Consider the following 25,106-nt stretch of genomic DNA (forward strand, 5'->3'; position numbering starts at 1 on the left):
CGTACTGCCGTAAATTCCCAATCCACTGACGTCAAGCGTCCGCAGACGTCCGGTGGGTTGGGTTTTCTTTTTGCCGCCGACGATGGGCGCGTTGCGTGCGTCACTGGTTCGCACGATTTCCCTGGGGGAGTGGGATTTCGCATATATGGCAAAGATTTGTAAGGACGCGCGGCTTGGTTTCATGATTGACATCCTTACCCGATAGGCTAAGGAGCTATGTGTGGAATCGTAGGATATGCAGGAAATGTTCGGACCGCGTGCGGCAAACCCTTGGAGGTCTGCCTCCAGGGTCTTCAGCGATTGGAATACCGTGGATATGATTCGGCCGGCGTGGCGTTGACCGCGCCCGGCATGGACCATGTGGCGGTGCGTAAGAAGGCCGGCCGTCTCGCCAACCTGGTGCAGGACATCGAACGCGATCCGATGCCGGAAGCCACCGTGGGCATCGGCCACACCCGTTGGGCCACCAACGGCGTGCCGAACGACACCAACGCGCATCCGCACACCTCGCGTGACGGCAAAGTGGCCATCATCCACAACGGCATCATCGAAAACGCGTCCCAGCTGCGTCTTGACCTGCAGACGGAAGGCTACCATTTCGTTTCCGAAACCGATACGGAGGTCGCGGCGAAGCTGCTGGGTAAGATCAGCGACAAGATCATCGAAGAGACCGGCAAGCCTGACCTGTTCAAGGCCGTCCGCCGTCTCGCACGCATGCTGGAAGGCGCGTTCACCATCCTCGCCACCGATGTGCGCCAGCCGGACATCGTGGTCGGCGCCCGTCACGATTCGCCGCTGGTGGTCGGTCTTGGCGAAGGCGAGAACTTCCTCGGCTCCGACGTGGCCGCGTTCGTGGCCTACACCAAGCGCGCCATGGAAATCGACCAGGACCAGGCCGTGATGGTGTCCGCAGACAAGGTCGTCGTCTCCGACTTCATGGGCAACATCGTGCCCGATCCGAAGACCTACACCGTGGACTGGGATGCGTCCGCCGCCGAAAAGGGCGGTTGGGACTCCTTCATGGACAAGGAGATCCATGAGGATCCGGCCGCCGTGCAGCGCACTCTGCTGGGGCGTCTCGACGAGAACGGCAACATCAACCTCGATGAGGTGCGCATCGACGAGCATGATTTCAAAGCCATCGACAAGATCATCGTCATCGCCTGCGGCACGGCCGCGTATGCGGGCATGGTGGCCAAATACGCCATCGAGCATTGGGTGCGCATTCCGGTAGAAGTGGAACTCGCCCACGAATTCCGCTACCGTGACCCGATCCTCACCCCCCGAACGTTGGTGGTGGCCATTTCGCAGTCCGGCGAGACCATGGACACGCTGATGGCGTTGCGCCACGCGCGTGAACAGGGCTCCAAGGTATTGGCCATCTGCAACACGCAGGGCGCGTCCATCCCACGCGAATCCGACGCGGTGCTCTACACCCACGCCGGTCCGGAAGTGGCGGTCGCCTCCACCAAGGCGTTCGTGGCGCAGATCACCGCCGCATACGTGCTCGGCCTGTATCTGGCCCAAGTCAAGGGTGCCATGTATCGAGACGAAATCGCCCAGACTTTGGAATCTCTGAAGGACATGCCCCGCAAGATCCAGTGGATTCTCGACACCCAGACCAAGACCGTGCAGGAAGCCGCCGAACAGATGGTGGATGCGAAATCGTTCCTGTTCCTCGGCCGCCATGTGGGCTATCCGGTGGCCATGGAAGGCGCGTTGAAGCTCAAGGAAATCGCCTACACGTTCACCGAAGGCTTCGCCGCGGGCGAACTGAAACATGGTCCGATCGCTTTGGTGGACGAAGGCGAACCGGTCGTATTCATCGTGCCGCCGGCGCGCGGCCGCAACGTGCTGCACTCCAAAGTCATCTCCGGCATCGAAGAGGTCAAGGCCCGTGGCGCCTACATCATCGCCGTGGCCGAGGAACACGATCCGGACGTGGAACGTTACGCCGACGTGGTCTTCTGGCGTCCCGCATGCCCGACGCTGATGAGCCCGCTGGTGGACGTGGTGCCGCTGCAGCTGTTCGCCATGGACATGGCCAAGCTCAAGAACTACGACGTCGACAAGCCGCGCAATCTCGCCAAGTCCGTCACCGTTGAGTAACGAACGCAGGCACCGGTACGTGCTCGAGGAACCTCATATTCCCTTCGAATATGAGGTTCTGTACGAGGACGAGAACATCATCGTCATCGACAAGCCGCATTTCCTCGCCACCACGCCACGCGGCATGTGGTATCGCGAAACCGCGCTGGTCCGGTTGTGCGAGCGGTACGACGAGCCGAACATCACGCCGGCGCACCGTTTGGACCGACTGACCGCAGGCGTCGTCGTGTTCGTACGTAATCCGTCTGCGCGAGGCGCGTACCAGATGCTGTTCCAAAATCGCAAAACCGTCAAAACCTACGAATGCCTGGCACCGCTCGCCCCGACGCAGCGGCCGCGATATGGAACGGCGGTGCGCATCGACCGGCACCTGCCGTTTCCGCTGGTACGCAGGTCGCATATCAACAAGGATCGCGGACGATTGCAGGCGTACGAAAGCGCCGACGTGCCCAACGCGGAAACGCTGATCGAACGGGGAAGCGGCATCCGCTTCGTTGCCGGCAGACCGTACGTGAATTACACGCTGCATCCGAAAACCGGCAAGACGCACCAGTTGCGCGTGCATATGAATTCGCTCGGACTGGCGATATTGGGCGACGATTTCTACCCGGACATCGTGCAGCGCGCGTACGACGACTTCTCGCAACCCTTGGAATTGGTGGCGCGCGAACTGCGATTCGATGACCCGCTCAACGGCGAGCCACGTCGATTCGTATCGCACGTGCCGTTGGGCGCGGGCTTATAGAAACCCACGATTTTGGACATTCCCCTATCTCGCCCGACACGCCCGATTATCATGGCGTTCTGTTGACTTGCCGGAGCGTTTCCGGCATCACGAGAGTAAGAGAGAACCATGGGTAAAATCTCGAAAGCCGTCCGCGGCGTCGCCGACATCTACAACGGCGCATCGCTGATCGTCCGTATCATCGTCGGCCTGATCATCGGCACCGTGCTGGCATTGACCATGCCCCACGTGACCTGGATCGGCGAATTCGGCACCCTGTTCGTGGCCGCGTTGAAGGCCGCGGCACCGATTCTGGTGTTCGTACTGGTGGCCAGCGCCCTTGCGCAGGGCACGTCGAAACTCGACCGCCGTTTCGGCACCGTGCTGTTCCTGTACCTGTTCACCACGTTCCTGGCAGCGGTCGTGGCCGTGCTGACCTCCCGTCTATTCCCGCAGACCCTGTCCTTGGGCAAGGCCGCCAAAGCCGACGTGGTGCCGCAAGGCCTTTCCGAAGTCATCCAGACGCTGCTGACCAACATCGTGGCCAATCCGATCCAGGCCATCATCGATGGCAACTACATCTGCATCCTGATGTGGGCCTGCCTGTTCGGACTCGCCATGAAGTCCATCGCCAACGAAAGCTCCAAAGCGTTCATGGCCAACGTGGCCGACGCCGTGTCCCAGGTGATCCGCTGGGTCATCAACCTCGCCCCGTTCGGCATCATGGGCCTCGTGTTCACCAACGTGGCCGACAACGGCCTGTCCGCATTCACCAAGTACGGCAGCCTGCTGCTCCTGCTCGTCGGCACCATGCTGCTCATGGTGCTCGTGTTCGGCCCGCTCGTCATCTTCATCTTCCTGCGCCGCAACCCGTACCCGCTGGTCTACCGCTGCTTCAAGGAATCCGGCCTGACCGCGTTCTTCACCCGCTCCTCCGCTGCGAACATCCCCGTCAACATGCAGCTGTGCGAGAAGCTCGGGCTTGACAAGGACATGTACTCCGTGTCCATTCCGCTGGGCGCCACCATCAACATGAACGGCGCGGCCATCACCATCACCATCATGGCCATGGCTGCCGCCAACACGCTCGGCATCCAGATCTCCCTGCCGGCGGCCATCCTGCTGTCCGTGGTCTCAGCGCTCGGCGCATGCGGCGCGTCCGGCGTGGCAGGCGGCTCGCTGCTGCTCATCCCGATGGCCTGCTCGCTGTTCGGCATCAGCAACGACATCGCCATGCAGGTGGTGGGCGTCGGCTTCATCATCGGCGTCATCCAGGATTCCGTGGAAACCTGCCTGAACTCCGCGTCCGATGTGGAGTTCGCGGCCACCGCCGAATACCATGCCTGGCTCAAGCAGGGCCGTCAGCTGCCGGCCTTCATGTATTCCAAGAAGGAACGCGCCAAGCTCGGCATCGAAGCTTGATTGCGTACCGGCTTAGCCGCCGATGCGATATCGCAGGGAACCGCTTTGGAAGTTCGCTTCCGGAGCGGTTCTTCCGCATTCGGCGTATTTGGGTGGATATGGGGAGCCTTTCCAGGCTTGTGCGTGGCTTCCGCATGACCCGTATAATCTTATGGTGGTAATCGCAGGCGAAATACAAAACGGAGGTCCGTGGGCGTGGTGCTGAAATCGGCGAAACTGGTGAAGCAGCTCATCGCCATCTGCTGCGCGGGCGTCATGGCGTCCAGCGCCGCCGCATGCGGGGCCAATACGGACACACGCACACAGATCACCGTATGGTCGTGGGAGCCGAGCATGAAACAGGTCATCGCCGGCTTCGAAAAAGACAATCCCGACATCCGCGTGGTTTGGAAGAACACCAGCGGTTACGACAAACTCAACAACGCCATCCAAGACGGTTACGGCATTCCCGACGTGGTGCAGCTGGAATATTACGCATTGCGCCAGTACGCGGTCAGCAGCCAGCTCGTGCCCATCACCGGCAGAACCGAAGGCTATGCCGATTTCTACACGCCCGGCACCTGGGCGTCGGTGCAGCTCAACGGACGGGTGTACGGGCTTCCCATGGACTCCGGCCCGATGGCCTTCTTCTATAACAACAGCGTGTTCGAACAGGTTGGCGTGGACGCGTCCAAGATCCGCACATGGGACGACTACTACGAGGCCGCCAAAAAACTCAAGAAAATCGGCGTGTACATCACCGCCGATTCCGGCGACGCCAGCTTCTACGACACGATGATCTGGCTCGCCGGCGGACGCCCGTTCTCCACGTCCAACGATGGCAAGAACGTGACCATCAGACTCACCGAAGATAAAGGCACCCGCGAATTCACCGAATTCTGGCAGAAGATGATCGATGAGGGTTTGGTGGCAACAAACCTCACGTCATGGTCGGATCGATGGAAATCGGCCGTGGGACAAGGCAAAGTCGCCTCGCTGTTCTCCGGCGCATGGCTGCCTTCGCTGCTCATGTCCGACATTCCCGGCGCGGCCGGCCTGTGGCGCGTGGCCCAGATGCCGACGCCCGACGGCAAGGCCACCACATCGGAAAACGGCGGTTCGGCCCTTGCCGTGCTGCAACGTTCCCGCAAACCCGAAGCCTCATACCGTTTCATCGAATACGCCTGCCACAATGCCAAAGGCATCACAACCCGCGTGGATGGCGGCGCGTTCCCAGCCGACAAAAACACCCTATCCGACTCGAAATTCCTCAGCAAGACCACGGTGACCGACGACCGTGGCATCGAAGTGCCCTATTTCGGCGGGCAGGAATACAACCGCGTGCTGTCCCAGGCCGCGGAGAACGTGTCGACCGGATACCAGTATCTGCCGTTCGAAGTGTATGCGCGCAGCGACTTCCGGTCCACGGTGGGCAAGGCCTACAAATGGTCGAGCCTGCTGCGCAAAGAGCAGAACAGGCTCAACATCATCGCCGCAGGCGGTCAGGTCTCCGACACCTCCAACATCGGCGATGCGTTGAAGAACACCGAATCGTCCGACCGCATCAAACTTAAGGGCGGCATAGCCCTATGGCAGAAGGACCTGAAAGAATACGGAGCCAACCAGGGCTTCACCATCCAATAGCGTCTGTGTAATTGGTTTAATCGATTGCGGCCTGCGGATAGCGCATTATCCGCAGGCCGTCGGTTTTCAGATTGCCGGGCTATGATCGCCGGTTCCCGTCGCTGGCTCTTGAATCAGCGGACGTTGCGGTCGTAGATGTGCCACATGCCCTTGAAAATCAGGTCCGGATCGTAAATGTCGATCATGTTCGTGCCGTCGGCGAACACGCGGCTCAATCCTCCCGTCGCCACCACACGGAAATCCTCGTCGATCTCCTTATGGAACTGCGCGATCGTGCGTTCGATGCCGCCGAGGAAGTTGTAGTACAGGCCCGCCTGCATGGCCGGTTTCGTGGACTTCGCCAGAATCGACTTCGGACGGGTGATCTCCACTTCCGGCAGCTGCGCCGTCCCTTCCCACAGTGCGGCCGCGGCGGTGCGGATACCGGTGGTGATCAGTCCGGAAATCACCGACGCGTCCGCGGTGACGTAGTTGAACGTGGTGGCCGTGCCGAAATCAGCCACCAGAATCGGCCCGCCATACTCGTAATACGCGCCCGCGCAGTCGGCGATGCAGTCCGCGCCCATGTTCTGCGGATTGTCCATGCGGATGTTGAGTCCCGTTTTGATGCCCGGTCCCACGATCATCGGATCGATGTCGAGGAACTTCACGATGCTCGCACGGAACGAATGCATGACCTTCGGCACCACGGACGAAATGATCACATCATCGACATCCGCCGGCTTGTAGCCGCTCAAAGCCAGGAACTGCGTGATCATCAGCCCGTATTCGTCGGACGTGTGGTTCGCCTTCGTGGTGATGCGGTACGTGCCCGCGATGCGCCCATCGTCGATGAAACCGATCACGACGTTCGTGTTGCCGATATCCACAGCCATCAGAAGCATGTTGCGTTCTCCTTCGCGTTTTGCGGAAGTTCCGTTGAAATATTGCGATTATTGCGATTGATACGGTTATTGCGATTCGAAAATGCTGCGGTTAGCGCCGTTCGCCGTCCGCACGCATGGCTGCGAGCTTGACAAGAATACGTTTCGCAAGTGCGTCCTTGCCCATCTTGCTCCATCGTTCGATGCTTGGCCTGTCTGCGGTTTCGCCCGGCGTCAGCACCGTCACCACGTTCGTGTCCGCTGCGAAACCGGCGCCGGGGGTGCGCAGATTGTTGGCCACCAGCATGTCGCAATGCTTGCCGTTAAGCTTCTTCGCCGCGTTGGCCTCAAGGTCGCGCGTCTCCATGGCGAATCCGCACAATGTCTGGTCCGGCCGCTTATGCTCGCCGGCCCAAGCCAGAATATCCGGATTCGACGTGAGCTCGAGCTCGATGCCGCTGCGCCCGTTCTTCTTGATCTTGTCCCGGGCCTGCTCGACCGGACGGAAATCGCCGACGGCCGCGGCCATGACGGTGATGTCCGTGTCCGAGAAACGGCTCGTCACCACATCGAACATATCCCGTGCGGTCGTGACATCGACCACATCCACGCCATACGGGGCGTCCAACGCCACCGGACCGGACACAAGCGTCACCTGCGCGCCCAGATTGCGTGCCTGTTCGGCCAAGGCATACCCCATCTTGCCGGTGGAATGGTTGGTGAGGAACCGCACCGGATCAAGCGGCTCCTGCGTCGGGCCGGCGGTGACGAGCACGGCAAGTCCCTTAAGCGGCAGCTCGCCGTCCGGACGATTCGCAAGCAGCAGCGCTTTCACCGCCGTTTCGATGCGTGCCGGCTCCTCCATACGTCCCTTGCCGGCGTCGCCGCAGGCCAGCATGCCGCTTTCCGGCTCCACAATCGTCCAACCGAGCTCACGGCAGGTATTGAGATTGCGTTGCGTCACGGCGTTTTCATACATATGCACGTTCATGGCGGGGCACAGGATCTTCGGTCCCTTGTCGTACGCGAGTATGGTGCTGGTCAGCTGGTCATCGGCGATGCCGCAGGCGATTTTCGCGATGATATCGGCGCTCGCCGGAGCGACTGCCAGCAGATCCGCCCACTTCGCGTCGGCCACGTGGCTGATCTGCAGCGGACCGTCCGGTCCGGGTGCCACGTCGGCCGTAGCGCCGGGACGATGTCCGGCGGCGAACATGGACATGCGTGTCGGCGTGTGGGTGAGGGAACTGAACGTCAGGGGAGTGACGAACTCCTGTGCGGCGGCGGTCATCACCACACGCACCTCATGCCCCTGCTTGCTCCAATCGGAGGCGAGATGGCAGGCCTTGAACGCGGCGATGCTGCCGGTGACCCCCAAAAGAATATGCGCCATGGATCAACCGTCCTTCTCGTTGTGACCTGCCGCGACTGCGTCAAGTATATAACCGGGCCGAAGCCTCCGCGCGCTTTGCGGGCGAATCCGAACGGGCCGCGGGTATGGCGGACGGTAGAATCAGGCCGTGGTGATCGACCTCACGCAGGCGGTCAACCGCAATCACAACACATAATCGAAAATACGAAGAGGAGAAATCCCATGTCGTCACCTACCGGTGCGCACGGCGAAGCCGACGCAACCAAACAGGAGAACGAACAGCAGCCGCAGTCCACGGCAAGCACCGACGCCACGCTGAACGCGCGTGCGAAATCGTCGAACGGCGCGAAATCGCAAGGCCCGAAGAAGTGGCTTATCGCGTTGATCGCCGTCATCGCCGCCGTCGCGGTGATCGTCGCCATTGCAGTGACGCGCGGCAAAAACGATGACGCGAACACTTCCGGCGTAACTAAAGCCGACACCGTCACCATCGGGCTCAAACTCGCCCCGGTCAGCCTCGACATCCGCCACCAGTCCGGATCGGCCATCGAACAGGTGCTGATCGGCAACGTCTACGAAGCGCTGCTGTCGCGCGACTCCGACAACAAAGTGCAGCCGGGCCTCGCGAAATCCTGGGACATTTCCAAGGACGGCAAGACCTACACCTTCCATCTCAACCAGAACATGACCTTCTCCAACGGCGACAAGCTCGACGCTGACGACGTGGCCTGGTCCATCAACCAGCTCAAGGAGAAGCAGTACTACAACGCCAACCAGGTGGCCAGCCTCGACAAGGCCGAAGCGGTGGACGCCAACACGGTCAAGCTCACCCTTTCCACCCCCGACTCCAACCTGCTGTGGTATCTGACCGGACGTCCTGGCCTCGTGTTCGACAAAAACGCCAAATACAACGCGAAAACCGAAGCGGTCGGCTCCGGCCCGTATACCGTCGAATCTTTCGACTCGGCCAGCAAAATGGTGCTCAAAGCCAATGCGAAATATTGGGGAACCGCGCACAAGCCCGCCACCCAGAACGTGGTGATCCGCTTCCTCACCGACGACAACGCAGCGGTCAACGCGCTGAAAAGCGGTGACGTCGACGTGCTTTCCCCGGTGAACGCCACGCTCGCCAAATCATTGGATGCCAGCACATACACGGTGTCCGCGGCCGACGGCAGCGACAAGTTCGTCCTCGCCTTCAACTGCACGAACGCCAAACTCAAGGACAAGCGCGTCCGCCAGGCCATCCGCTACGCCATCAACCACAAGGAGATCATCGCCTCCCGAGGCAACGTCGACTACGCGCTCGGCGGTCCGATCCCGTCCGTCGACCCCGGTTACGAGGACCTGACCGGCCTGTACCCGTACAACGTGGACAAGGCCAAGGAACTTATGAAGGAAGCCGGTTATACCACCGACAAGCCGTTGCGGCTCACCCTCACCTACGCCAACACGTACGGCACCGAACTGGGCGACCAGCTCAAGAGCCAGCTCGCCAAAATCGGCATCGATTTGAAGATCGACTATGTGGAATTCTCCACATGGCTGCAGAACGTGCACGCCAACGGCGACTACGAGCTGTCATTGGTGGACCACGCCGAAAGCCACGACTTCTACAAGTGGACCACGCCGGACTACTACTACCATTACGACGGCAAGCAGGCGCAGAAACTGTACGCCAAGGCTTTGGAAGCCACCGACGAGGCCGACAGCGCGAAATACCTGAAGCAGGCGGCGAAGGCCGTAAGCGAGGACGCGCCGGCGGACTGGCTGTTCGGCTACCGCGTGACGGTGGCCGTCAACAAGCACGTGCAGGGCTTCCCCAGCAAGCTCAGTCAGACGGTGCTGCCATTGTGGCGGATCTCCAGGAATAAGTAAGGGAACGGTATTTCCATGCGATTCGTGGGAAAGCGGCTGGCGCTGTTCGTAGCGGCTTTGGTGGGCCTGTCCGCGCTGGTGTTCGTGATGCTGCGCGTATTGCCGGGAGACGTCGCCGCGGTCATCGCCGGCACGAACGCCACCCCCGAACGCATTGCGTCGCTGCGCGCCGAATTCGGCTTGGACAAGCCGCTCGTCGCACAATATGGCGATTGGATGGCGGGCATGCTGCATGGCGACCTCGGCGTGTCCGCAGTCGGCGGACGGCCGGTCGCGCGGCAGGTCGCCATGCGCGCCGCCGTAACGTTCCCTCTGATTGTGCTGAGCCTGCTGATCGCGCTGGCGATCGGCCTGCCGCTTGGCTGCGAGGCCGTCCTGACACGCAATCCGCGGCTGCGCGGCCTGTTCCACGGCATTGCGATCGTGGGCGGCGCGGTGCCCGCATTGTGGGGCGGCCTACTGCTGATCCTGCTGTTCTCCCGTGGCAGGGGACTGTTGGGATTGCTGCCCGCGCAAGGCTTCCCCGACACCGGCTGGGCCACGCCGGGAAAGGCCCTGTCCTGTCTGCTGCTGCCGGCGCTCACCACCGGCATCACAGCCGGCGCGTCCATCATGCGCTACACGCGTGCCGCAGTGGGGGATATGGCCTCATCGCAGGCGGTGGACATGGCCATGGCCTGCGGCATGACCCGCAAACAGGCGGTATTGCGCGTGGCGTTGCGTCTGGCCACTGCGCAACTGGTGTCGGTGGTCGGCCTGACCTTCGCGCAAATGATCACCGGCGTGATGGTGGTGGAAAACCTGTTCGCCCTGCCGGGTCTTGGCGCCATGCTGGTCACCGACGTCGGCAACCGCGACTTGGTCGCGGTGCAAAGCGAACTGTTTCTATTGGCCGCATTCTTCCTGCTGTTGGGACTCGTGGTCGATATGACGCATCGCGCGCTGGATCCACGGCTGAAGGCCTCCGGCGTCGTTTCGGGGAAGGTGAACGCATGAGCAGATCGAATCCTACGCAAACTCCGAACGCTACGGATGGTGAAGAATCAGCGTCCACAACGCCAGCGGAAGCTACTATGAGCACGACGGGTGCGGTCGTCTCGTCCATCTGGGCCAAGGCGAGCGGCAGATACGCGACGATCGTCATCGGACTATGGCTGCTGACCGCTGCGGTGTCCTTGGTCTGGACGCCGTATTCGCTGCTCGACACCGACGGTTTCAACGCGTGGGCCTCGCCATCCGCCGCGCATCCGTTGGGCACCGATGGTACCGGAGCGGATGTGCTGAGCTGGCTGATGGCCGGCTCCCGCACGAATCTCATGATCGCCGTGCTCACCGTCGTCGTCGCGGCCGCGATCGGACTGCTGTTGGTGGCAGCCATGGTATCGCGTTCCGGTGCGCTCGCGTCCACATCGGTGGTGGTGGCCGACGCGCTGATCTCCATTCCGACGGTGCTTATCGCATTGATTCTTTCCGTGCCGTTCGGCGCGTCCGCCGCGGTGGTCATCGCCGCCTGCGGTTGCGCGTACGGGCTGAACCTGGCACGCATCCTACGGCCCTCCGCACTGCTCGCCGCACGTTCGGCATACGTCGAATCGGCATTATGGTCGGGGGCAAGCTCCGTCCGCGTGTTCTTCACGCATATCGTGCCGAACACGCTGCCGGTATTGTGCGTGCAGTTGTCCATGAGCGCCGGCACCTCGCTGCTGGCGGAGGCGGGACTCACGTATCTGGGCGTCGGCGTCGGAGCCGGCGTGCCCAGTTGGGGGCATTCGCTGTCCACGTCCGTGAAATTCATCAGCATCTATCCCATGGCCGTCCTATGGCCCGGCTTGGTCGTCACGATGGTGGTGGTCGCGTTGAACCTGTTCGGCGACGCGTTGCGCGACGCGCTCGATCCGCTAACCAATCCCGCGTTGAGGGAGGCCGCATGAGCGCCGTCATACGTCATCTGAACATCGCCATCAACGGCAAGCCGATCGTCGATGATGTCGATTTGGACATCGCCGACGGCGAACGTGTCGGCTTGGTCGGCTCGTCCGGTTCCGGCAAATCGATGATCGCCCGCGCCATGATGGGCCTGCTGCCGGCTACCGCACAGGTGACGGGCAGCGTCGAATTGGGTGGTACGCAGATTGTCGGCGCGTCGGACGCAGCGGTCGCCGACCTGCGCGGACGGTACGTGGGCATGGTGTTCCAGAATCCGTCCGCCGCGTTGAATCCGGTGATGACCGTGGCGCAGCAGGTCGGTCTTCCGCTGTACCTGCATTACGATCTGTCGCTCGCCGAACGGTCGGAACGCGTCACAGCGGTGCTTGCCAAGGTCGGCCTCGGCGAGGACGTGCTGGTGAAATACCCGCATGAACTGTCGGGCGGCCAACGGCAGCGTGTCGGCATCGCCACGGCGCTTGTCACTTCGCCGCGGCTGATCATCGCCGACGAGCCGACCACCGCGTTGGATTCGATCACGCAACGGCAGATCGTGGACCTGCTCACGTCGCTGGTGGACGAGTCGGGCGCGTCGATGCTGTTCATCACGCACGATTTCGCGGTGCTGAACAGGGCCACCACACGCTGTTATGTGCTTGAATGCGGGCGGATCGCGGAATCCGGCGATACGGACGCGCTTCTGGACCAACCGCGCACCGACGCGGGACACAGGCTGGTCCGGTCGGCCCGCGCGTTGTCGTTGCACGCAGGGCAGGATGCCGGGCGGGAATCCGTGCGGAATCCCGCGCAAAAGGAGGTGGACCATGACTGACGTGAACGAAGGAATGGTGCTGCGCGGCCGCGGCCTCGACAAATGGTATGGCGCGAAACATGACCGCCGTCAGGTGCTGTTCGGTGTGGATGCGGATGTACGGGCGGGGGAGTGCCTCGCCGTGATCGGCGGCTCCGGGTCGGGCAAGACCACGCTGACCCGCGTGCTGCTGGGGCTCGAATCCGCGGACGGCGGCAGCGTCGAATACTGCGGCGAGCCGGTCCGTGGCGACGTGGCGCACAGTCTGCGCCTGCAGTCCGGATTGGTGTTCCAAAGCCCGTTCGATTCGTTGGATCCGCGATGGCGCATCGGCCGATCCATAGGCGAGCCATTGCGAATGCATCATCCGGATTGGCCACGGGAACGCGTCGCGGAACGTGTGACCGAAGTGCTGGAAATGGTGAGCCTCGATCCGGGAACGTTCGTCAACCGTTTCCCTGTCGACCTGTCCGGAGGGCAGGCGCAGCGCGCCGCGATCGCCCGCGCCATCGTGGACAAGCCGAAGATGTTGCTCGCCGACGAGCCGATGAGCGCCATCGACGTGGCTGCAAGGGTCCGGATCCTCGACGCGTTCGTCGCGATTCGCGAATCGCAGCCCGATATGGCGATCATCATGGTGTCCCACGATCTGGGCGTGGTGCAGCACATCGCGGACCGCATTCTGGTCCTGCACGACGGGCGCGCGGTCGAAGTCGGCCCGACGGACCAGGTGCTGGGCCATCCGCAGGACGAGTACACCAAGCGATTGGTGCAGGCCGCCTCGCTGTAGGTGTCGCTCCGCATGCCTCATTCGTGCGCGCCATACCGTCTCGCATATTCGTGGTGCGTCTCTTTTCTATAACGATTTGACCGATTGCGTGTCGGTCGATATTGTTGGTTACATGGTTAGTTAGTTATGTAACTAACCATGTAACCAACAGGATGGATGGTCCGGCATGACCGGATGTTCATGATCGGGGGACTGCGATGACGCATGGAACATATCAAAGCCACGGGATGCAACGGCCACGGCGAATCGTGACAATACTGACGGTTCTTGCTTTGAGCATATCGTTGGGCGCGTGCGGCACGGCAGGAGATCGGAAGCAAGAGCAGTCGTCACGGGGCCAGGCGTCCGCCATCAGCGGCGATGCGGACGCCAACGCCGCGGACGCGTCGTATCGGGACGAAATCGCAAAAATCAAGAACTCCGGTAGCACTGAAGCCGCCCAGATTCTCGAGGACGGCAAAATCACGGAAGAGGAGTTGGTCCAGCTCGGTTCCAGCTACGCGCAATGCCTGACCTCGAAAGGCATCACAGTGGACGCCGGCGAGGCGCGATACCCCGGTGGGTCGATCGGCCCGTCCTACGGAGACGACGCGCTTGACAAGCGCAACTTGAGCGAAGATGAGATTGCCGCCACCAATGCCGCTGACGAAGCCTGCCAGAATGAGACCCAATACAAGAACATCGTCGACCTGTATCTGAGCCTCAAGGAGAATCCCGAGAACGTCGATAACGACCAACTCGCGCGCCAGCAGAACGACAAGACACTGGCCTGCCTGAAAAAACACGGCATCGTGGACGACTCCGTGACCGCCGACGCCTACGACGAGCTGGCGACGATGGGCGAATCCGGCGGAACGAGCTTCGATGACCTGATCGGCAAATACGCCCTCAAGGACAATCCCGCCTACGACAAACGCAAAGCGGCCATCATCGAACAATGTGGGGCATTGTGATGGCGGGCGGCAAAACACCCGTCAGAGCATGGTCGCATGTTCGGAACCGACGGACGGATGCGGATGGAAAGCGGTGGCCGGCGACGCGACGACGTCAGCCATTGGCCATGTCGGTCGTCGCGCTGTTGGTGGTCATCGCATTGGCGGCAGGCGTCGGATGCGGATTCCTGCTGGTCCGACCGGCCATACCCCAATCGTTGCGATCCTCAACGGCCTCCGGCTCGATCACTGCGGCGAAAAGCCGGTTCGATGATGCCCGAGACGTCACCGTCACGGTCCATACCGGAACGGGGCGCACCGTGGCCTCGCCCAAATCGGGCACCATCACCGCCTATGGTTGCGCGCCCGGACAAACCATCGATTCCGGAACAAGCTTCATCGCAGTGGATGAAGTGCCGCTGCTGTCGTTGCATACCGCCGTTCCGCCGTTCCGCGACCTGCAGTCCGGTATGCGAGGCCGCGACGTGGCGGCGCTGAACGCCGAGCTGCGACGGCTTGGATATGCGGCCCCCGACGGCGATGCGATGACCTGGGACACGATTCTCGCATACAATGCGCTCGCCGATACCGTCGGCGCGGCACGGCTGGTCAAGGACAACGGGTGGACGCTAGCCAAAGACGCTTACGTGTGGTTGGATGGGCAATCCGTGACGATCCGTTCCTGCGTTGCCGGCATCGGCGCATCAATCGACGTGAAATCCGAACTGTTGACCACCGATTCGCAATCGCAATCGGTATCCGTGACCATGCCGCAGGACGAGGTGGTCGCAGGAGATCGGGTGCTTGACGTGGACGGTCGAATGGTCGACATGCCGCAACAAACGACGGCAATCACCGACTCGTCGACGCTGGCTGCATTGCTGGGCAGCGACGCCTATCGGCAGGCGTCCGGCACAGCTGAGTCCTCCGAGAGCGCGTCGGATGGCGCGTCGGATGTGACCTTCACCCTGCAATGGCGTCTAAAAACTCCAATCGATGTATGGTCGCTGCCACCCACCGCTTTCTACGCGCAACATGATGAACAGGCCTGCGTGGTGTCCGATGGCAAGCCCGTCGCGGTCACCGTGATCGGCTCCCGTTTGGGGCGCTCAATGGCCACGGTCGATTCCGGCGCGGCATTGGGCAAAGTGCGCACGAATCCGCAAGGAGGCAAACCATGCCGATGAGTGATCCCGTTGATTCCACGGGTCCTCTGATGAAGGGGGATGATGAGCGGACGCCGGGAAAACTGGTGACGTTGCGCGATGTCGGTCACACATTCACTGGAGACACTTGGCTGTTCCGTTCGTTAAATGCTGACCTGCGGCCCGATCGCGTGTACGCGCTGGTGGGGCCTTCCGGTTCGGGCAAAAGCACATTGTTGTCCATATTGGCGGGATGGGTGAAGCCGTCGGAAGGATCCATTCAGCGGCTGAACATCGGGAAAACCAGCTGGGTGTTCCAAAATCCCATCGGAGTGGCGCGCCGAAACGTGATCGACCATGTGACTCTGCCTTATCTTGCGCGGGGGTTGGATGTGCCGCAGGCGGAGGCATGCGCGCGCGAGCTGCTTGCCCAGTTCGGTCTGGCGGAGCGCGCGTCCAGCGAATACCGGGAGCTGTCCGGAGGAGAGGCTCAACGGCTCATGCTGGCGCGTGGCGTGGCGTCGGGCGCCGATCTGCTGCTGGTCGATGAGCCGACCGCGCAACTCGATGTACATACGGCGGATACGGTGAATGCGCGACTGGGCGCGTTGTCAAGACAGGGCATGATCGTGGTGGTCGCCACGCATGATCATCGCACGCGCGACGCCGCCACCGATGTCATCGATTTGGAGGATTACCAATGAAATCGATGCGGTTGAAAGCGGTGCTGCGTGAGACTTGGCGCAACGTCGCCACTGGTACGAGCCGATGCGCGCTTATCTCGCTGCTGCTGTCGATATGCGCGGTCGCATGCATGTGCGCAGACCTGACGCAGATGACGGGGTTGATCGGCGACGCCTGGAAATGGAAGGAATCAGGTGCCTCCACCTATGCGATCACTTTGCAGGGAGGAATCGACGGCGCGGCCTGCGAAGGGCTGCGTTCCGCGAACGGAGTGTTGGGCGCCGCCGCCCTCCGGCAGTCGTCCGACCGCGTGCGCATCGCGTCATTGCCCGCGACCGAGATTCCGACATACGAGGCAAGCGCACATGTCGCGCAGGTATTCGCGGCGACAGGGATACGGAAGGACAATTCCGGTGTGATCATGTCGACGGCTGTGGCGCGCACGTATGGCGCGCATGCCGGCACGGTGCTGCCGCTCGTCGGTGGCGCACGCATGCGTGTTTCCGCGACGTTCGATTGGCCAAGCGACGGAAGGCAACCAACATACGGCTATGCGATTATCTCGCCCGGCAACGATACCAAGGCCTATGACACCTGTCTGGTCCGTGCGTGGCCGGTTCCCGACGGTATCGAAAGCCTGCTGCGTGTCTCCATTCGCGCCGATGCCGAATCCGGTGTCGGCGCCGCTGCGAGCTCCACCTCTGCCGGGACGAGTGGAAGCAACGAAACGCCGCATGCGAAAATCAGCCGGATCAATACTATGCTGGGGTCGCATATGCCTGGCCCGGCGGATTTCGATGCCCGCATCACCCGGTATGCGCCACTGTTGATGTTCGTCATCGCAATGGCGTTGGGGTTCGCATCGGTTTGCATGCGCAGAATCGAGATAGCGAGCGCGTTGCATGCGGGGTATCCGAAAACCGCGATGCTGCTGCAGCTGTCTTTGGAGACGCTGGCCACGGTGGCGGCGTCTTGCGTGGCATGTCTGCCGGTTGTCGCGATTGTGCCGCTCATATTGACCGGATCCGGTGACGCGATGCCGGTTGTCGCGATGCTATGCCGTGTTCCGGGCGCCATGTCGGTCGGGATGCTTGCCGGGACTGCGGTTGGGGGTATGACGATCCGTGAACGGCAGTTGTTCGCCTATTTCAAGGCACGCGCATGACGTGTGCCGTGTCCTTGAGAGATGCTTCGCCGGCTGTTCGTTGCCGCATCGCGGCAGACCAACGGTTAGAGTGGATGACGTTGATATTGAACCGACTAGGCGGCTGGAGGCGTCGGATGCGATTCGATTTTTCGGGAACGACGCCATTGTTCCGGCAGGTGGCCGAACAAATCAGCGAAGCTATCGTCTCCGGTGCCTTCGCGGAAGGCGAACAGGTGCCCAGCACCACCGAGATCTCGTCCACGTATGCGATTAATCCCGCCACGGTGCTCAAAGGCATGAATCTCCTGGTCGATCAGGGTCTGCTGGAGAAAAGACGCGGCCTTGGCATGTTCGTCACCACGGGAGCACGGGAGAAGGCTCGTGACGCCAAACGCGAGGAACTGCTCACCACGCGGGTCGTCGAACTCGTCGCGCAGGCAAAGGCGCTTGGCATCAGCTGCGAACAACTACAGCGCATCATCGGAAGGACCTATCGATGAGTCTGGTCATCAGCGATCTGAGCAAGAGCCGTCATGGAACGTCCCTGCTCAACGGAGTGAATCTGGAATTACGGAGCGGTGCGATACATGGTCTGTTCGGGCGCAATGGTGCCGGCAAAAGCACATTGCTGAACATCATCGCGAACCGACTCGTGGCCGATGCCGGCAGTGTGTCGTTCGACGGCAACCGTATGACGGATGGCGGCGGCATGTGGGAACGTCTCATGCTGATGGACGAGACTTGGCCATATCCTGTCGAATGGCGTCTGCGATCGGTGTTCCGTCTGATCTCGCGGCGATACGGCGGATTCGATGATGTGTTGGCGGGGCGTATGATGCAGGCTTTCGGGCTGCGGCCTGATGCTCGTTTCATGAGACTGTCCACCGGTCAGCGTGGCGCGGCGAAGCTGGTTGCCGCGCTTTGCGCGCCGACCGATATCGTGTTGCTTGATGAAGCGACTGATGGTCTTGACGCTGCGGCCCGTGACCTGTGTTACCGCTTCGTGATTGAGTCGTATGGCGACAGACCTCGCACCATGATCATATCCACCCATCTCATAACGGAGGTGGAGGGACTGGTCGAACATGCCGTGGTCCTCGACCATGGGCGGGTGCTGGAATCCTTCGACATGAACGAGTTGGCACAACGTGGGCGGATGCTGTCGGGGCCGGTCGGATCGGTGCGGCGGTACTTGGCCGACAATGGTTTGCGTACGCTGTCGGAAACCGTTCTCGGTGGTCTGCTGACTGTCGGCGTGCGTGGCGTGCCATCTGCACCGATGCCGGAGGACGTTGTCATGAGGTCTTTCGATCTCAATGAGTATGTCATCCAGATTACCGGCATGGACAAGGGGTATGCGTCATGATGGATGAAGTGAAAGGCTTGTCGGCCGGGATGCGGTTCGCGCTGACAAGGCAGCTTGCCGCGCGTTGCGTCGTGTTGATGGCGTACGTGTTGGCCGGTTATTGCGTGCCGTGGCTGTGGGGTCTGATTTTGGCCTTGGTATCCGGAGGTCATTATGTGGTGGAATACCATGTGCTTGGCCCGACGTTGGTGATGTGCGCGGTTCTGACGGCGGTTCCGGCTGTCAGTGGCTTTCGTTCCCTGATATCCATGGGCGTGGGCCGGGCCGTGTATTTCTGGACCGAGATGTTCGCCAATCTTTGCTTCTCCCTTGCCTGCTCGGTGGTCATGACGTTGGGGTTCGTGCTGACGCCGAACCATGATGCCGATATCCTCATCACGTTCCGTGTCGGCAGTGACCTGCAGTGGCTGGCTTGTGTGCCACCATCCGATTCATTCGGACGATTGCGATTCCTGAACCGTGATCTGGGCGGTTCATACGCGGCCATGAGAACAGGCGTGCGAGGCGATACGGCCAATCCGATGCTGCTGTTCCTGGCGCTGTTCCTGTTGACCGCCTCGGTGGCGATTCTGGGTCAATGCGTCGGGGAACTGCTGGCGCAGGTCAATCGGTACGGGGCAATCGCCCTGGCGGTGTCGGCATGCATAGCATGGGTCGCGCGTCCATGGCTGTTGAACAGAACCGCCACCGATGTCAATCCGATGATATGGAAACTGCTCGAGGCACTGCGGGGACGCTGGTGTCTGATGTGGCGTGAGGGGCAAGCGGCGTCCGCGGCGATGTACGGAACGTCCAACGAGCGTCTCGTATACGATCAGGCCTACACGTTCTGGCCGATGATGGTGCTTTTCGTAGGTGTGATGATCTTCGGCAACTTGTTGTGCTGGCTGTTGATCCGGCGTCGTGAGGTGCGTGTTCCGCAGTTGCTGCCGGTATGGTGGTGACGATGCTCGGCATGGGCAACACGCCGATGTCCACGTCCGTGCTATCGTATGAGCCATGTTCAATTTCTCATGTTGTTGCTGTCGCTGACCAACCGCCCGAGGGGCGCGTGGTTCATCGACGCATAACTTGAGATAGGACATTCCAACAAGCGGTCGCGCATATCGCAGGCCGTATGCGAATCGCCAAACGATCATTCGAAATAGCGCATCAGCCGAGGTTGGCGCACGCGACGCACGCGAATGAGCAAGGCAGCATCGCAACAGGTCCCGTTTCAACAACTGCACGCGACGGACGCGAGCTTCTCGAACATACGAAACCAAAACCATTCGAAAAGCCCACGAACCGCACCGTGCAAAGGAAACGTCATGACCATCCACAATTCCCTGTCCGAACTCATCGGCAACACCCCGCTCGTCAAACTCAACCACGTGACTGACGGCATCAAAGCCACCATCGCGGTGAAGGTCGAATACCTGAACCCGGGTGGCTCGTCCAAGGACCGCATCGCCGAACGCATCATCGACGCGGCCGAACGCAGCGGCGAACTGAAGCCCGGCGGCGTGATCGTGGAACCGACCTCCGGCAACACCGGTGTCGGACTCGCGCTCGTGGCTTTGCAGCGCGGATACCGTGCGATCTTCACCCTGCCGGACAAGGTTTCCGAAGCCAAGCGTGCGGTGCTGCGCGCATACGGCGCCGAAGTGGTCGTAACCCCCACCGACGCCGGTCCGGACGATCCGCGCTCCTACTACCAGGTGGCAGACCGCCTCGCCAAGGCGATTCCCGGCGGCTACCGTCCCAACCAGTACGACAATCCGAACGGTCCCGAAAGCCACTATCACACCACTGGTCCGGAAATCTGGGAGGCCACCGACCACAAGGTCACGCATTTCGTGGCGGGCATCGGCACCGGCGGCACCATCTCCGGCACCGGACACTATCTGAAGGACGTGTCCAACGGCGCGGTGCAGGTCATCGGCGCCGATCCGGAAGGCTCCATCTACTCCGACCCGAACGACGTGCACCAATACCAGATCGAAGGCGTCGGCGAGGACTTCTACCCGAAGGCCTTCGACCGGAGCCTTCCCGACGAGATAGTGCAGGTCACCGACGCGGAAGCCTTCGAAATGACCCGACGCCTCGCCAACGAGGAAGGACTGCTCGTCGGCGGCTCATCCGGCATGGCCGTGTTCTCCGCGCTGAAATACGCCCGCGAGCACGACCTCGACGAAAACCAGCTCGTCGTGGTGCTGATGCCCGATTCCGGCCGCAGCTATATGGAGAAGATCTTCAACGACGACTGGATGCGAGCCAACGGATTCGCCGACGTCGTGGAACGCACCACCAAGCCCAGCCTCGCCGAACAGTACCTGTAAAAGACCGTCAAACGACTGTCCGGCAGCCCGATCGCACCTTTGAAACCAATGCCCATCATCCGAACGACCCAAACCATCCGCTACTTCCAAGGAGTTCCCATCATGACCATCTCGACCAACACCGAAGCCCTCAACGCCACCGCTCTCGCCACCCGCGCCATCCACGCAGGCCAGGAACCCGACCCGACCACCGGAGCCGTGGTCACCCCCATCTACATGACCTCCACCTTCAAGCAGGACGGCGTCGGCGGCCTGCGCAACGGCTACGACTACAGCCGTTCCATCAACCCGACCCGCAACAGCTTCGACGAGCAGCTCGCCGCCGTGGAAGGCGCGAAATACGCGTTAAGCTTCTCCTCCGGACTTGCCGCCATCGACGTGCTGCTGCGCTCCACCCTGAAGCCCGGCGACAACATCCTGCTCGGCAACGACGTGTACGGCGGCACCTACCGTCTGCTGTCCAAGGTGTTCGTGCCGTGGGGCATCGGCCTCGACGTGGTGGACATCACCGACACGGCCGCCGTCTCAGCCGCGCTCGCCAAGAAGCAGTACGCGTACATCTGGGTGGAAACCCCGTCCAACCCGCTGCTCAACATCACCGACATCGCCGCCACCGCGGCCGTGGCGCACGCGCACGGCACCAAAGTGGTCGTGGACAACACCTTCGCATCCCCGGTATTGCAGCATCCGCTCGCAGACGGCGCCGACGTGGTCGTCTACTCCACCACCAAGTACATCGGCGGCCACTCTGACGTGGTCGGCGGCGCGGTGGTCCTGAACGACAAGGAAACACGCGACGCGGTGGCCTTCCTGCAGAACGCGGCCGGCGCGGTGCCCTCCCCGTTCGACTCCTGGCTTGACATCCGAGGCCTCAAAACCCTCGACCTGCGCGTCAAGCAGCACAGCCGCAACGCCATGAAAGTGGCCCAGTGGCTCGAAACCCGCCCCGAAGTGGAACGCGTATGGTATCCGGGGCTCGAATCCCACCCGGGCCACGACATCGCGGCACGCCAGATGCACGGCGGTTTCGGCGGCATGATCTCCATCCAGATCGCCGCCGGTTTCGAAGCGGCCAAGAAGTTCGCCGGAGCCACCGAAGTGTTCACCCTGGCCGAATCCCTGGGCGGCGTGGAATCCCTGATCGAGCATCCGGGCGCCATGACCCACGCCTCCGTGGCCGGCACCACGCTCGAAGTGCCCGCCAACCTGATCCGCCTGTCCGTCGGCCTTGAGGACGCGGACGATCTGATCGCTGACCTGGAGCAGGCGTTCCGCCAGATCTGAATTCCCTATTTCCGATAGAAGCATGAAACGGCCGGCATGGGCAAGACCCGCGCCGGCCGTTTCGCTCTCCGCGGTCAACGCACGGCATTGCTACACTTGGAAACCATGACGCAAGCTGTTGATTCCGCCGATTCCGTAGACCCCCGCGCATTGGAGGCGCTGAACCGCTATTTCGGCTACGATTCGTTCCGTCCTGGACAATCCGGCATCGTCTCGGCCATCCTCACCGGACACGACGTGCTTGGCGTCATGCCCACCGGCGCCGGCAAATCCATCTGCTATCAGATTCCCGCAGCGATCCTGCCGGGCGTCGCCATCGTCATCTCGCCGCTGATCTCACTCATGCGCGACCAGGTCGACGCCCTGAACGACGTGGGCCTTCCGGCCGCGTTCATCAACACCACTCAGACGCCGGACGAACAGGATCTCGTCTTCGCGCAGGCGCTCTCCGGCCAGATCAAACTGCTGTACGTGGCGCCGGAACGTTTGGAAACCGAACGATTCCGCAACTTCGCCGTCCGTGTGCCGATCTCGCTCGTCGCCGTCGACGAAGCGCACTGCGTCTCCCAATGGGGGCAGGACTTCCGTTCCTCATATCTTGGCATCGGCGAATTCATCGCCGGACTGCCCACACGTCCAACGGTCGCCGCGTTCACCGCCACCGCCACCGAACGCGTGCGCCGCGACATCGTTTCGATTCTGGGCCTGCACACACCGTCCATCACCGTCACCGGTTTCGACCGGCCGAACCTGTATTTCGACGTCATCAGCATGCCACGCAAAGACAAAGCATCCTGGGTGGCGTCCTACATCGCCAGCCATCCGGACGAATCCGGCATCGTCTACTGCGCCACGCGCAAGGAAACGGAAGCGCTCGCCGAATCGCTTAACAGCGCCGTCGCCGAATTGCGTGCCGCAGGGGGTGCGGATGTGTCGGATATCGGCACCATCGCCGTCGCCTACCATGGCGGTATGAGCGCCGACGCACGAGAGAAGGCGCAACGCGATTTCGTCACCGACCGTGTGCCCGTGGTCGTGGCCACCAACGCGTTCGGCATGGGCATCGACAAATCCAACGTGCGGTTCGTCATCCACCACAACATGCCCGAATCCATCGAAGCGTACTACCAGGAGGCGGGTCGCGCCGGACGAGACGGCGAACCAAGCCGCTGCACGCTGTTGTGGAACGAATCGGACATCGTCACCCGCCGCCGGCTGCTCGATTCGGATTACGAAAACGAACGATTGACTCCCGAAGAGCAGGAGGCCGTACGCGCGTCGAAACGCCGGCTGCTCGACGCGATGGTCGGCTACTGCCGTACCACGGACTGCCTGCACGCGTACATGACCCGGTATTTCGGCGAAACCGCGGGCGCGGCGGCGAAAACGGACGGCAAATGCGTGGGCGGTTGCGCCAACTGCGAGCACACATTCGAAACCATCGACGTCACCGACATCGCCCGAGCCATCAGCCGTTGCGTGCACGATGTGAACCAGCATGTCGGCAGCGGCAAAATCGTCAAGGTGCTGCGCGGCTCGAAGGCACAGGATCTAAGCTATCTCAACCCCGAAAGCCTGCCGTCGTTCGGCATGCTCGACGAAGTGCCGGAAGCGCGCATCCGCGACGTGCTGAGCCAGATGGCCACCGACGGCTTCCTGACGATCGCGGAAGGACGCCTGCCGATCGTCGGCTTCGGACCCCGTGCGGCGGAAACGGTCGCACCCGAATTCCATTACGACATCAAGAAGATCAAACGTGCTGACGCCCGTGCGCGTCGAACGCCCGACGTGTCCACTCCCGCTGTCGGATCGTACGTGCCGGATGACGGCGACGAGGCGCTATTCCAGAAGCTGCGTGCGCTGCGACTGGACATCGCGCGCGAACTTGGCAAACCGCCGTACATCGTGTTCTCCGACAAGACGTTGCGTGACATGGTACGGGTCAAGCCGATTACTGACGACCAGTTCCTTGCCGTCAACGGTGTGGGGGAAAGCAAGCTCAAACAGTACGGCGAACGGTTCCTGGCCGCGATTCGGGAGGATTCCGGCGACGAGGCTTGAACCGGCCATAACCGACACGCATGGCACGACGGTTGACGTTGAGCCCGCGAACCGTGAATAGTGGAATGTGAACACAACAACGAAAGGACAGAACATGGCGGAAGACAAGCCGGTGGTGGAAAGCTTCCAATTGGACCACACCAAAGTAAAGGCGCCGTATGTGCGCTACATCGATACGGAAACCGGCCTCCACGGCGACGTGATCTCGAACTACGACCTGCGATTGGTGCAGCCGAACGAGAACGCCATTCCGACCGGCGGGCTGCACACCATCGAACACACCATCGCGGTGCTGCTGCGCGAACGCATCCCCGGTTACATCGACTGCTCGCCGTTCGGGTGCCGCACAGGCTTCCACCTGCTGACGTGGGGCGAGCATTCCACCGAGGATGTGGCTCGCGCATTGAAGGAATCGTTGGAATTCATCGCCTACGAGGCCACATGGGACGACGTGCCGGCAACCACCATCGAAAGTTGCGGCAACTACCGCGACCACAGCCTGTTCACCGCCAAGGAATGGTGCAAGGACATCCTCGCCAAGGGCATCAGCTCCGACCCGTTCGAACGCCGCCTTGTGTGAGCGTTACCATGCCTGTGCGGTGGGCGTGGTAGTTTGGACGGCTGGAATGCTTGAGAGAGGTACACAGT

The 25,106-nt window shown here is 61.7% G+C and carries 22 protein-coding genes; 20 read left to right on the top strand and 2 right to left on the bottom strand.

Translation table 11 applies throughout. The features are described from left to right. The first annotated feature begins 216 nt into the window (after window positions 1–216). From glmS to BAD_RS02525, 4 genes are all read left to right on the top strand, one after another. Window positions 217–2,109 carry a glutamine--fructose-6-phosphate transaminase (isomerizing) gene (gene glmS / locus BAD_RS02510; RefSeq protein WP_011742926.1) on the top strand — a complete coding sequence of 631 codons (1,893 nt, stop codon included), beginning with the start codon at window positions 217–219 and terminating at the stop codon, window positions 2,107–2,109. A gap of 19 nt (window positions 2,110–2,128) precedes the next feature. Next, window positions 2,129–2,854 (top strand): pseudouridine synthase, encoded by a 726-nt coding sequence (locus BAD_RS02515; RefSeq protein WP_080505079.1) that lies wholly within the window; start codon window positions 2,129–2,131, stop codon window positions 2,852–2,854. 108 nt (window positions 2,855–2,962) lie between these two features. After that, on the top strand, window positions 2,963–4,255 hold the full coding sequence (gene sstT, locus BAD_RS02520; protein WP_011742928.1) for a serine/threonine transporter SstT: 1,293 nt from the start codon (window positions 2,963–2,965) through the stop codon (window positions 4,253–4,255). Between the two features lie 255 nt (window positions 4,256–4,510). After that, on the top strand, window positions 4,511–5,878 hold the full coding sequence (locus BAD_RS02525; RefSeq protein WP_217268736.1) for an ABC transporter substrate-binding protein: 1,368 nt from the start codon (window positions 4,511–4,513) through the stop codon (window positions 5,876–5,878). 113 nt (window positions 5,879–5,991) lie between these two features. Here the strand turns inward: BAD_RS02525 and BAD_RS02530 are convergent, their stop codons facing one another. Together BAD_RS02530 and coaBC are read right to left on the bottom strand one after the other, a co-directional pair. Beyond that, complete coding sequence (locus BAD_RS02530) at window positions 5,992–6,762, bottom strand: type III pantothenate kinase (protein ID WP_011742930.1); 771 nt, start codon at window positions 6,760–6,762, stop codon at window positions 5,992–5,994. A 91-nt stretch (window positions 6,763–6,853) separates the two neighbouring features. Then, the gene (gene coaBC / locus BAD_RS02535) at window positions 6,854–8,134 is read right to left on the bottom strand and encodes a bifunctional phosphopantothenoylcysteine decarboxylase/phosphopantothenate--cysteine ligase CoaBC (RefSeq protein ID WP_041777265.1); all 1,281 of its coding nucleotides are present in this window, start codon (window positions 8,132–8,134) and stop codon (window positions 6,854–6,856) included. Between the two features lie 201 nt (window positions 8,135–8,335). Here coaBC and BAD_RS02540 point away from each other — a divergent pair, with 201 nt between their 5' ends. From BAD_RS02540 to BAD_RS02615, 16 genes are all read left to right on the top strand, one after another. Further along, window positions 8,336–9,991, top strand: coding sequence for an ABC transporter substrate-binding protein (locus BAD_RS02540; protein ID WP_011742932.1), 1,656 nt, complete (start codon window positions 8,336–8,338; stop codon window positions 9,989–9,991). Between the two features lie 15 nt (window positions 9,992–10,006). Next, complete coding sequence (locus BAD_RS02545) at window positions 10,007–10,987, top strand: ABC transporter permease (RefSeq protein WP_011742933.1); 981 nt, start codon at window positions 10,007–10,009, stop codon at window positions 10,985–10,987. 77 nt (window positions 10,988–11,064) lie between these two features. Continuing rightward, window positions 11,065–11,922, top strand: a complete 858-nt coding sequence (locus tag BAD_RS02550) for an ABC transporter permease (protein ID WP_011742934.1) — start codon at window positions 11,065–11,067, stop codon at window positions 11,920–11,922. After that, on the top strand, window positions 11,919–12,749 hold the full coding sequence (locus BAD_RS02555; RefSeq protein ID WP_011742935.1) for an ABC transporter ATP-binding protein: 831 nt from the start codon (window positions 11,919–11,921) through the stop codon (window positions 12,747–12,749). The genes BAD_RS02550 and BAD_RS02555 overlap by 4 nt, the downstream gene beginning before the upstream one ends. Further along, window positions 12,742–13,518 carry an ATP-binding cassette domain-containing protein gene (locus BAD_RS02560; RefSeq protein ID WP_041777266.1) on the top strand — a complete coding sequence of 259 codons (777 nt, stop codon included), beginning with the start codon at window positions 12,742–12,744 and terminating at the stop codon, window positions 13,516–13,518. The genes BAD_RS02555 and BAD_RS02560 overlap by 8 nt, the downstream gene beginning before the upstream one ends. 272 nt (window positions 13,519–13,790) lie before the next feature. Further along, window positions 13,791–14,471, top strand: coding sequence for a hypothetical protein (locus tag BAD_RS02565; RefSeq protein WP_143245376.1), 681 nt, complete (start codon window positions 13,791–13,793; stop codon window positions 14,469–14,471). A gap of 107 nt (window positions 14,472–14,578) precedes the next feature. Next, on the top strand, window positions 14,579–15,637 hold the full coding sequence (locus BAD_RS02570) for a hypothetical protein (protein WP_070105419.1): 1,059 nt from the start codon (window positions 14,579–14,581) through the stop codon (window positions 15,635–15,637). Then, window positions 15,634–16,299 (top strand): ABC transporter ATP-binding protein, encoded by a 666-nt coding sequence (locus BAD_RS02575; protein WP_011742939.1) that lies wholly within the window; start codon window positions 15,634–15,636, stop codon window positions 16,297–16,299. The genes BAD_RS02570 and BAD_RS02575 overlap by 4 nt, the downstream gene beginning before the upstream one ends. Further along, a complete protein-coding gene (locus BAD_RS02580; protein WP_011742940.1) occupies window positions 16,296–17,444 on the top strand; it encodes a hypothetical protein in 1,149 nt (382 codons plus the stop codon). The genes BAD_RS02575 and BAD_RS02580 overlap by 4 nt, the downstream gene beginning before the upstream one ends. 116 nt (window positions 17,445–17,560) lie before the next feature. Further along, window positions 17,561–17,926, top strand: a complete 366-nt coding sequence (locus BAD_RS02585) for a GntR family transcriptional regulator (protein WP_021913661.1) — start codon at window positions 17,561–17,563, stop codon at window positions 17,924–17,926. Continuing rightward, window positions 17,923–18,792 carry an ATP-binding cassette domain-containing protein gene (locus BAD_RS02590; protein ID WP_021913662.1) on the top strand — a complete coding sequence of 290 codons (870 nt, stop codon included), beginning with the start codon at window positions 17,923–17,925 and terminating at the stop codon, window positions 18,790–18,792. Before BAD_RS02585 ends, BAD_RS02590 begins: the two co-directional genes overlap by 4 nt. Next, window positions 18,789–19,736, top strand: coding sequence for a hypothetical protein (locus BAD_RS02595; protein ID WP_011742942.1), 948 nt, complete (start codon window positions 18,789–18,791; stop codon window positions 19,734–19,736). Before BAD_RS02590 ends, BAD_RS02595 begins: the two co-directional genes overlap by 4 nt. Window positions 19,737–20,102: 366 nt before the next feature. Continuing rightward, a complete protein-coding gene (locus BAD_RS02600; RefSeq protein WP_021913663.1) occupies window positions 20,103–21,113 on the top strand; it encodes a pyridoxal-phosphate dependent enzyme in 1,011 nt (336 codons plus the stop codon). Between the two features lie 102 nt (window positions 21,114–21,215). Further along, window positions 21,216–22,397 carry a cystathionine gamma-synthase gene (locus BAD_RS02605; RefSeq protein ID WP_113736368.1) on the top strand — a complete coding sequence of 394 codons (1,182 nt, stop codon included), beginning with the start codon at window positions 21,216–21,218 and terminating at the stop codon, window positions 22,395–22,397. 105 nt (window positions 22,398–22,502) lie between these two features. After that, on the top strand, window positions 22,503–24,458 hold the full coding sequence (gene recQ, locus BAD_RS02610; protein ID WP_041777487.1) for a DNA helicase RecQ: 1,956 nt from the start codon (window positions 22,503–22,505) through the stop codon (window positions 24,456–24,458). Between the two features lie 94 nt (window positions 24,459–24,552). Then, the gene (locus BAD_RS02615) at window positions 24,553–25,038 is read left to right on the top strand and encodes an S-ribosylhomocysteine lyase (RefSeq protein WP_011742946.1); all 486 of its coding nucleotides are present in this window, start codon (window positions 24,553–24,555) and stop codon (window positions 25,036–25,038) included. Window positions 25,039–25,106: the final 68 nt, after the last annotated feature.

The sequence above is a fragment of the Bifidobacterium adolescentis ATCC 15703 genome (assembly GCF_000010425.1).
In the GTDB taxonomy this organism is placed as follows: domain Bacteria; phylum Actinomycetota; class Actinomycetes; order Actinomycetales; family Bifidobacteriaceae; genus Bifidobacterium; species Bifidobacterium adolescentis.

Excerpts from the sequence above, each read along its gene's own strand:
- glmS (WP_011742926.1), top strand. The coding sequence starts at position 217 with ATGTGTGGAATCGTAGGATATGCAGGAAATGTTCGGACCGCGTGCGGC.
- sstT (WP_011742928.1), top strand. The coding sequence starts at position 2,963 with ATGGGTAAAATCTCGAAAGCCGTCCGCGGCGTCGCCGACATCTACAAC.
- BAD_RS02525 (WP_217268736.1), top strand. The coding sequence starts at position 4,511 with ATGGCGTCCAGCGCCGCCGCATGCGGGGCCAATACGGACACACGCACA.
- BAD_RS02530 (WP_011742930.1), bottom strand. The coding sequence starts at position 6,762 with ATGCTTCTGATGGCTGTGGATATCGGCAACACGAACGTCGTGATCGGT.
- coaBC (WP_041777265.1), bottom strand. The coding sequence starts at position 8,134 with ATGGCGCATATTCTTTTGGGGGTCACCGGCAGCATCGCCGCGTTCAAG.
- BAD_RS02540 (WP_011742932.1), top strand. The coding sequence starts at position 8,336 with ATGTCGTCACCTACCGGTGCGCACGGCGAAGCCGACGCAACCAAACAG.
- BAD_RS02545 (WP_011742933.1), top strand. The coding sequence starts at position 10,007 with ATGCGATTCGTGGGAAAGCGGCTGGCGCTGTTCGTAGCGGCTTTGGTG.
- BAD_RS02550 (WP_011742934.1), top strand. The coding sequence starts at position 11,065 with ATGAGCACGACGGGTGCGGTCGTCTCGTCCATCTGGGCCAAGGCGAGC.
- BAD_RS02555 (WP_011742935.1), top strand. The coding sequence starts at position 11,919 with ATGAGCGCCGTCATACGTCATCTGAACATCGCCATCAACGGCAAGCCG.
- BAD_RS02560 (WP_041777266.1), top strand. The coding sequence starts at position 12,742 with ATGACTGACGTGAACGAAGGAATGGTGCTGCGCGGCCGCGGCCTCGAC.
- BAD_RS02570 (WP_070105419.1), top strand. The coding sequence starts at position 14,579 with ATGTCGGTCGTCGCGCTGTTGGTGGTCATCGCATTGGCGGCAGGCGTC.
- BAD_RS02575 (WP_011742939.1), top strand. The coding sequence starts at position 15,634 with ATGAGTGATCCCGTTGATTCCACGGGTCCTCTGATGAAGGGGGATGAT.
- BAD_RS02580 (WP_011742940.1), top strand. The coding sequence starts at position 16,296 with ATGAAATCGATGCGGTTGAAAGCGGTGCTGCGTGAGACTTGGCGCAAC.
- BAD_RS02585 (WP_021913661.1), top strand. The coding sequence starts at position 17,561 with ATGCGATTCGATTTTTCGGGAACGACGCCATTGTTCCGGCAGGTGGCC.
- BAD_RS02590 (WP_021913662.1), top strand. The coding sequence starts at position 17,923 with ATGAGTCTGGTCATCAGCGATCTGAGCAAGAGCCGTCATGGAACGTCC.
- BAD_RS02595 (WP_011742942.1), top strand. The coding sequence starts at position 18,789 with ATGATGGATGAAGTGAAAGGCTTGTCGGCCGGGATGCGGTTCGCGCTG.
- BAD_RS02600 (WP_021913663.1), top strand. The coding sequence starts at position 20,103 with ATGACCATCCACAATTCCCTGTCCGAACTCATCGGCAACACCCCGCTC.
- BAD_RS02605 (WP_113736368.1), top strand. The coding sequence starts at position 21,216 with ATGACCATCTCGACCAACACCGAAGCCCTCAACGCCACCGCTCTCGCC.
- recQ (WP_041777487.1), top strand. The coding sequence starts at position 22,503 with ATGACGCAAGCTGTTGATTCCGCCGATTCCGTAGACCCCCGCGCATTG.
- BAD_RS02615 (WP_011742946.1), top strand. The coding sequence starts at position 24,553 with ATGGCGGAAGACAAGCCGGTGGTGGAAAGCTTCCAATTGGACCACACC.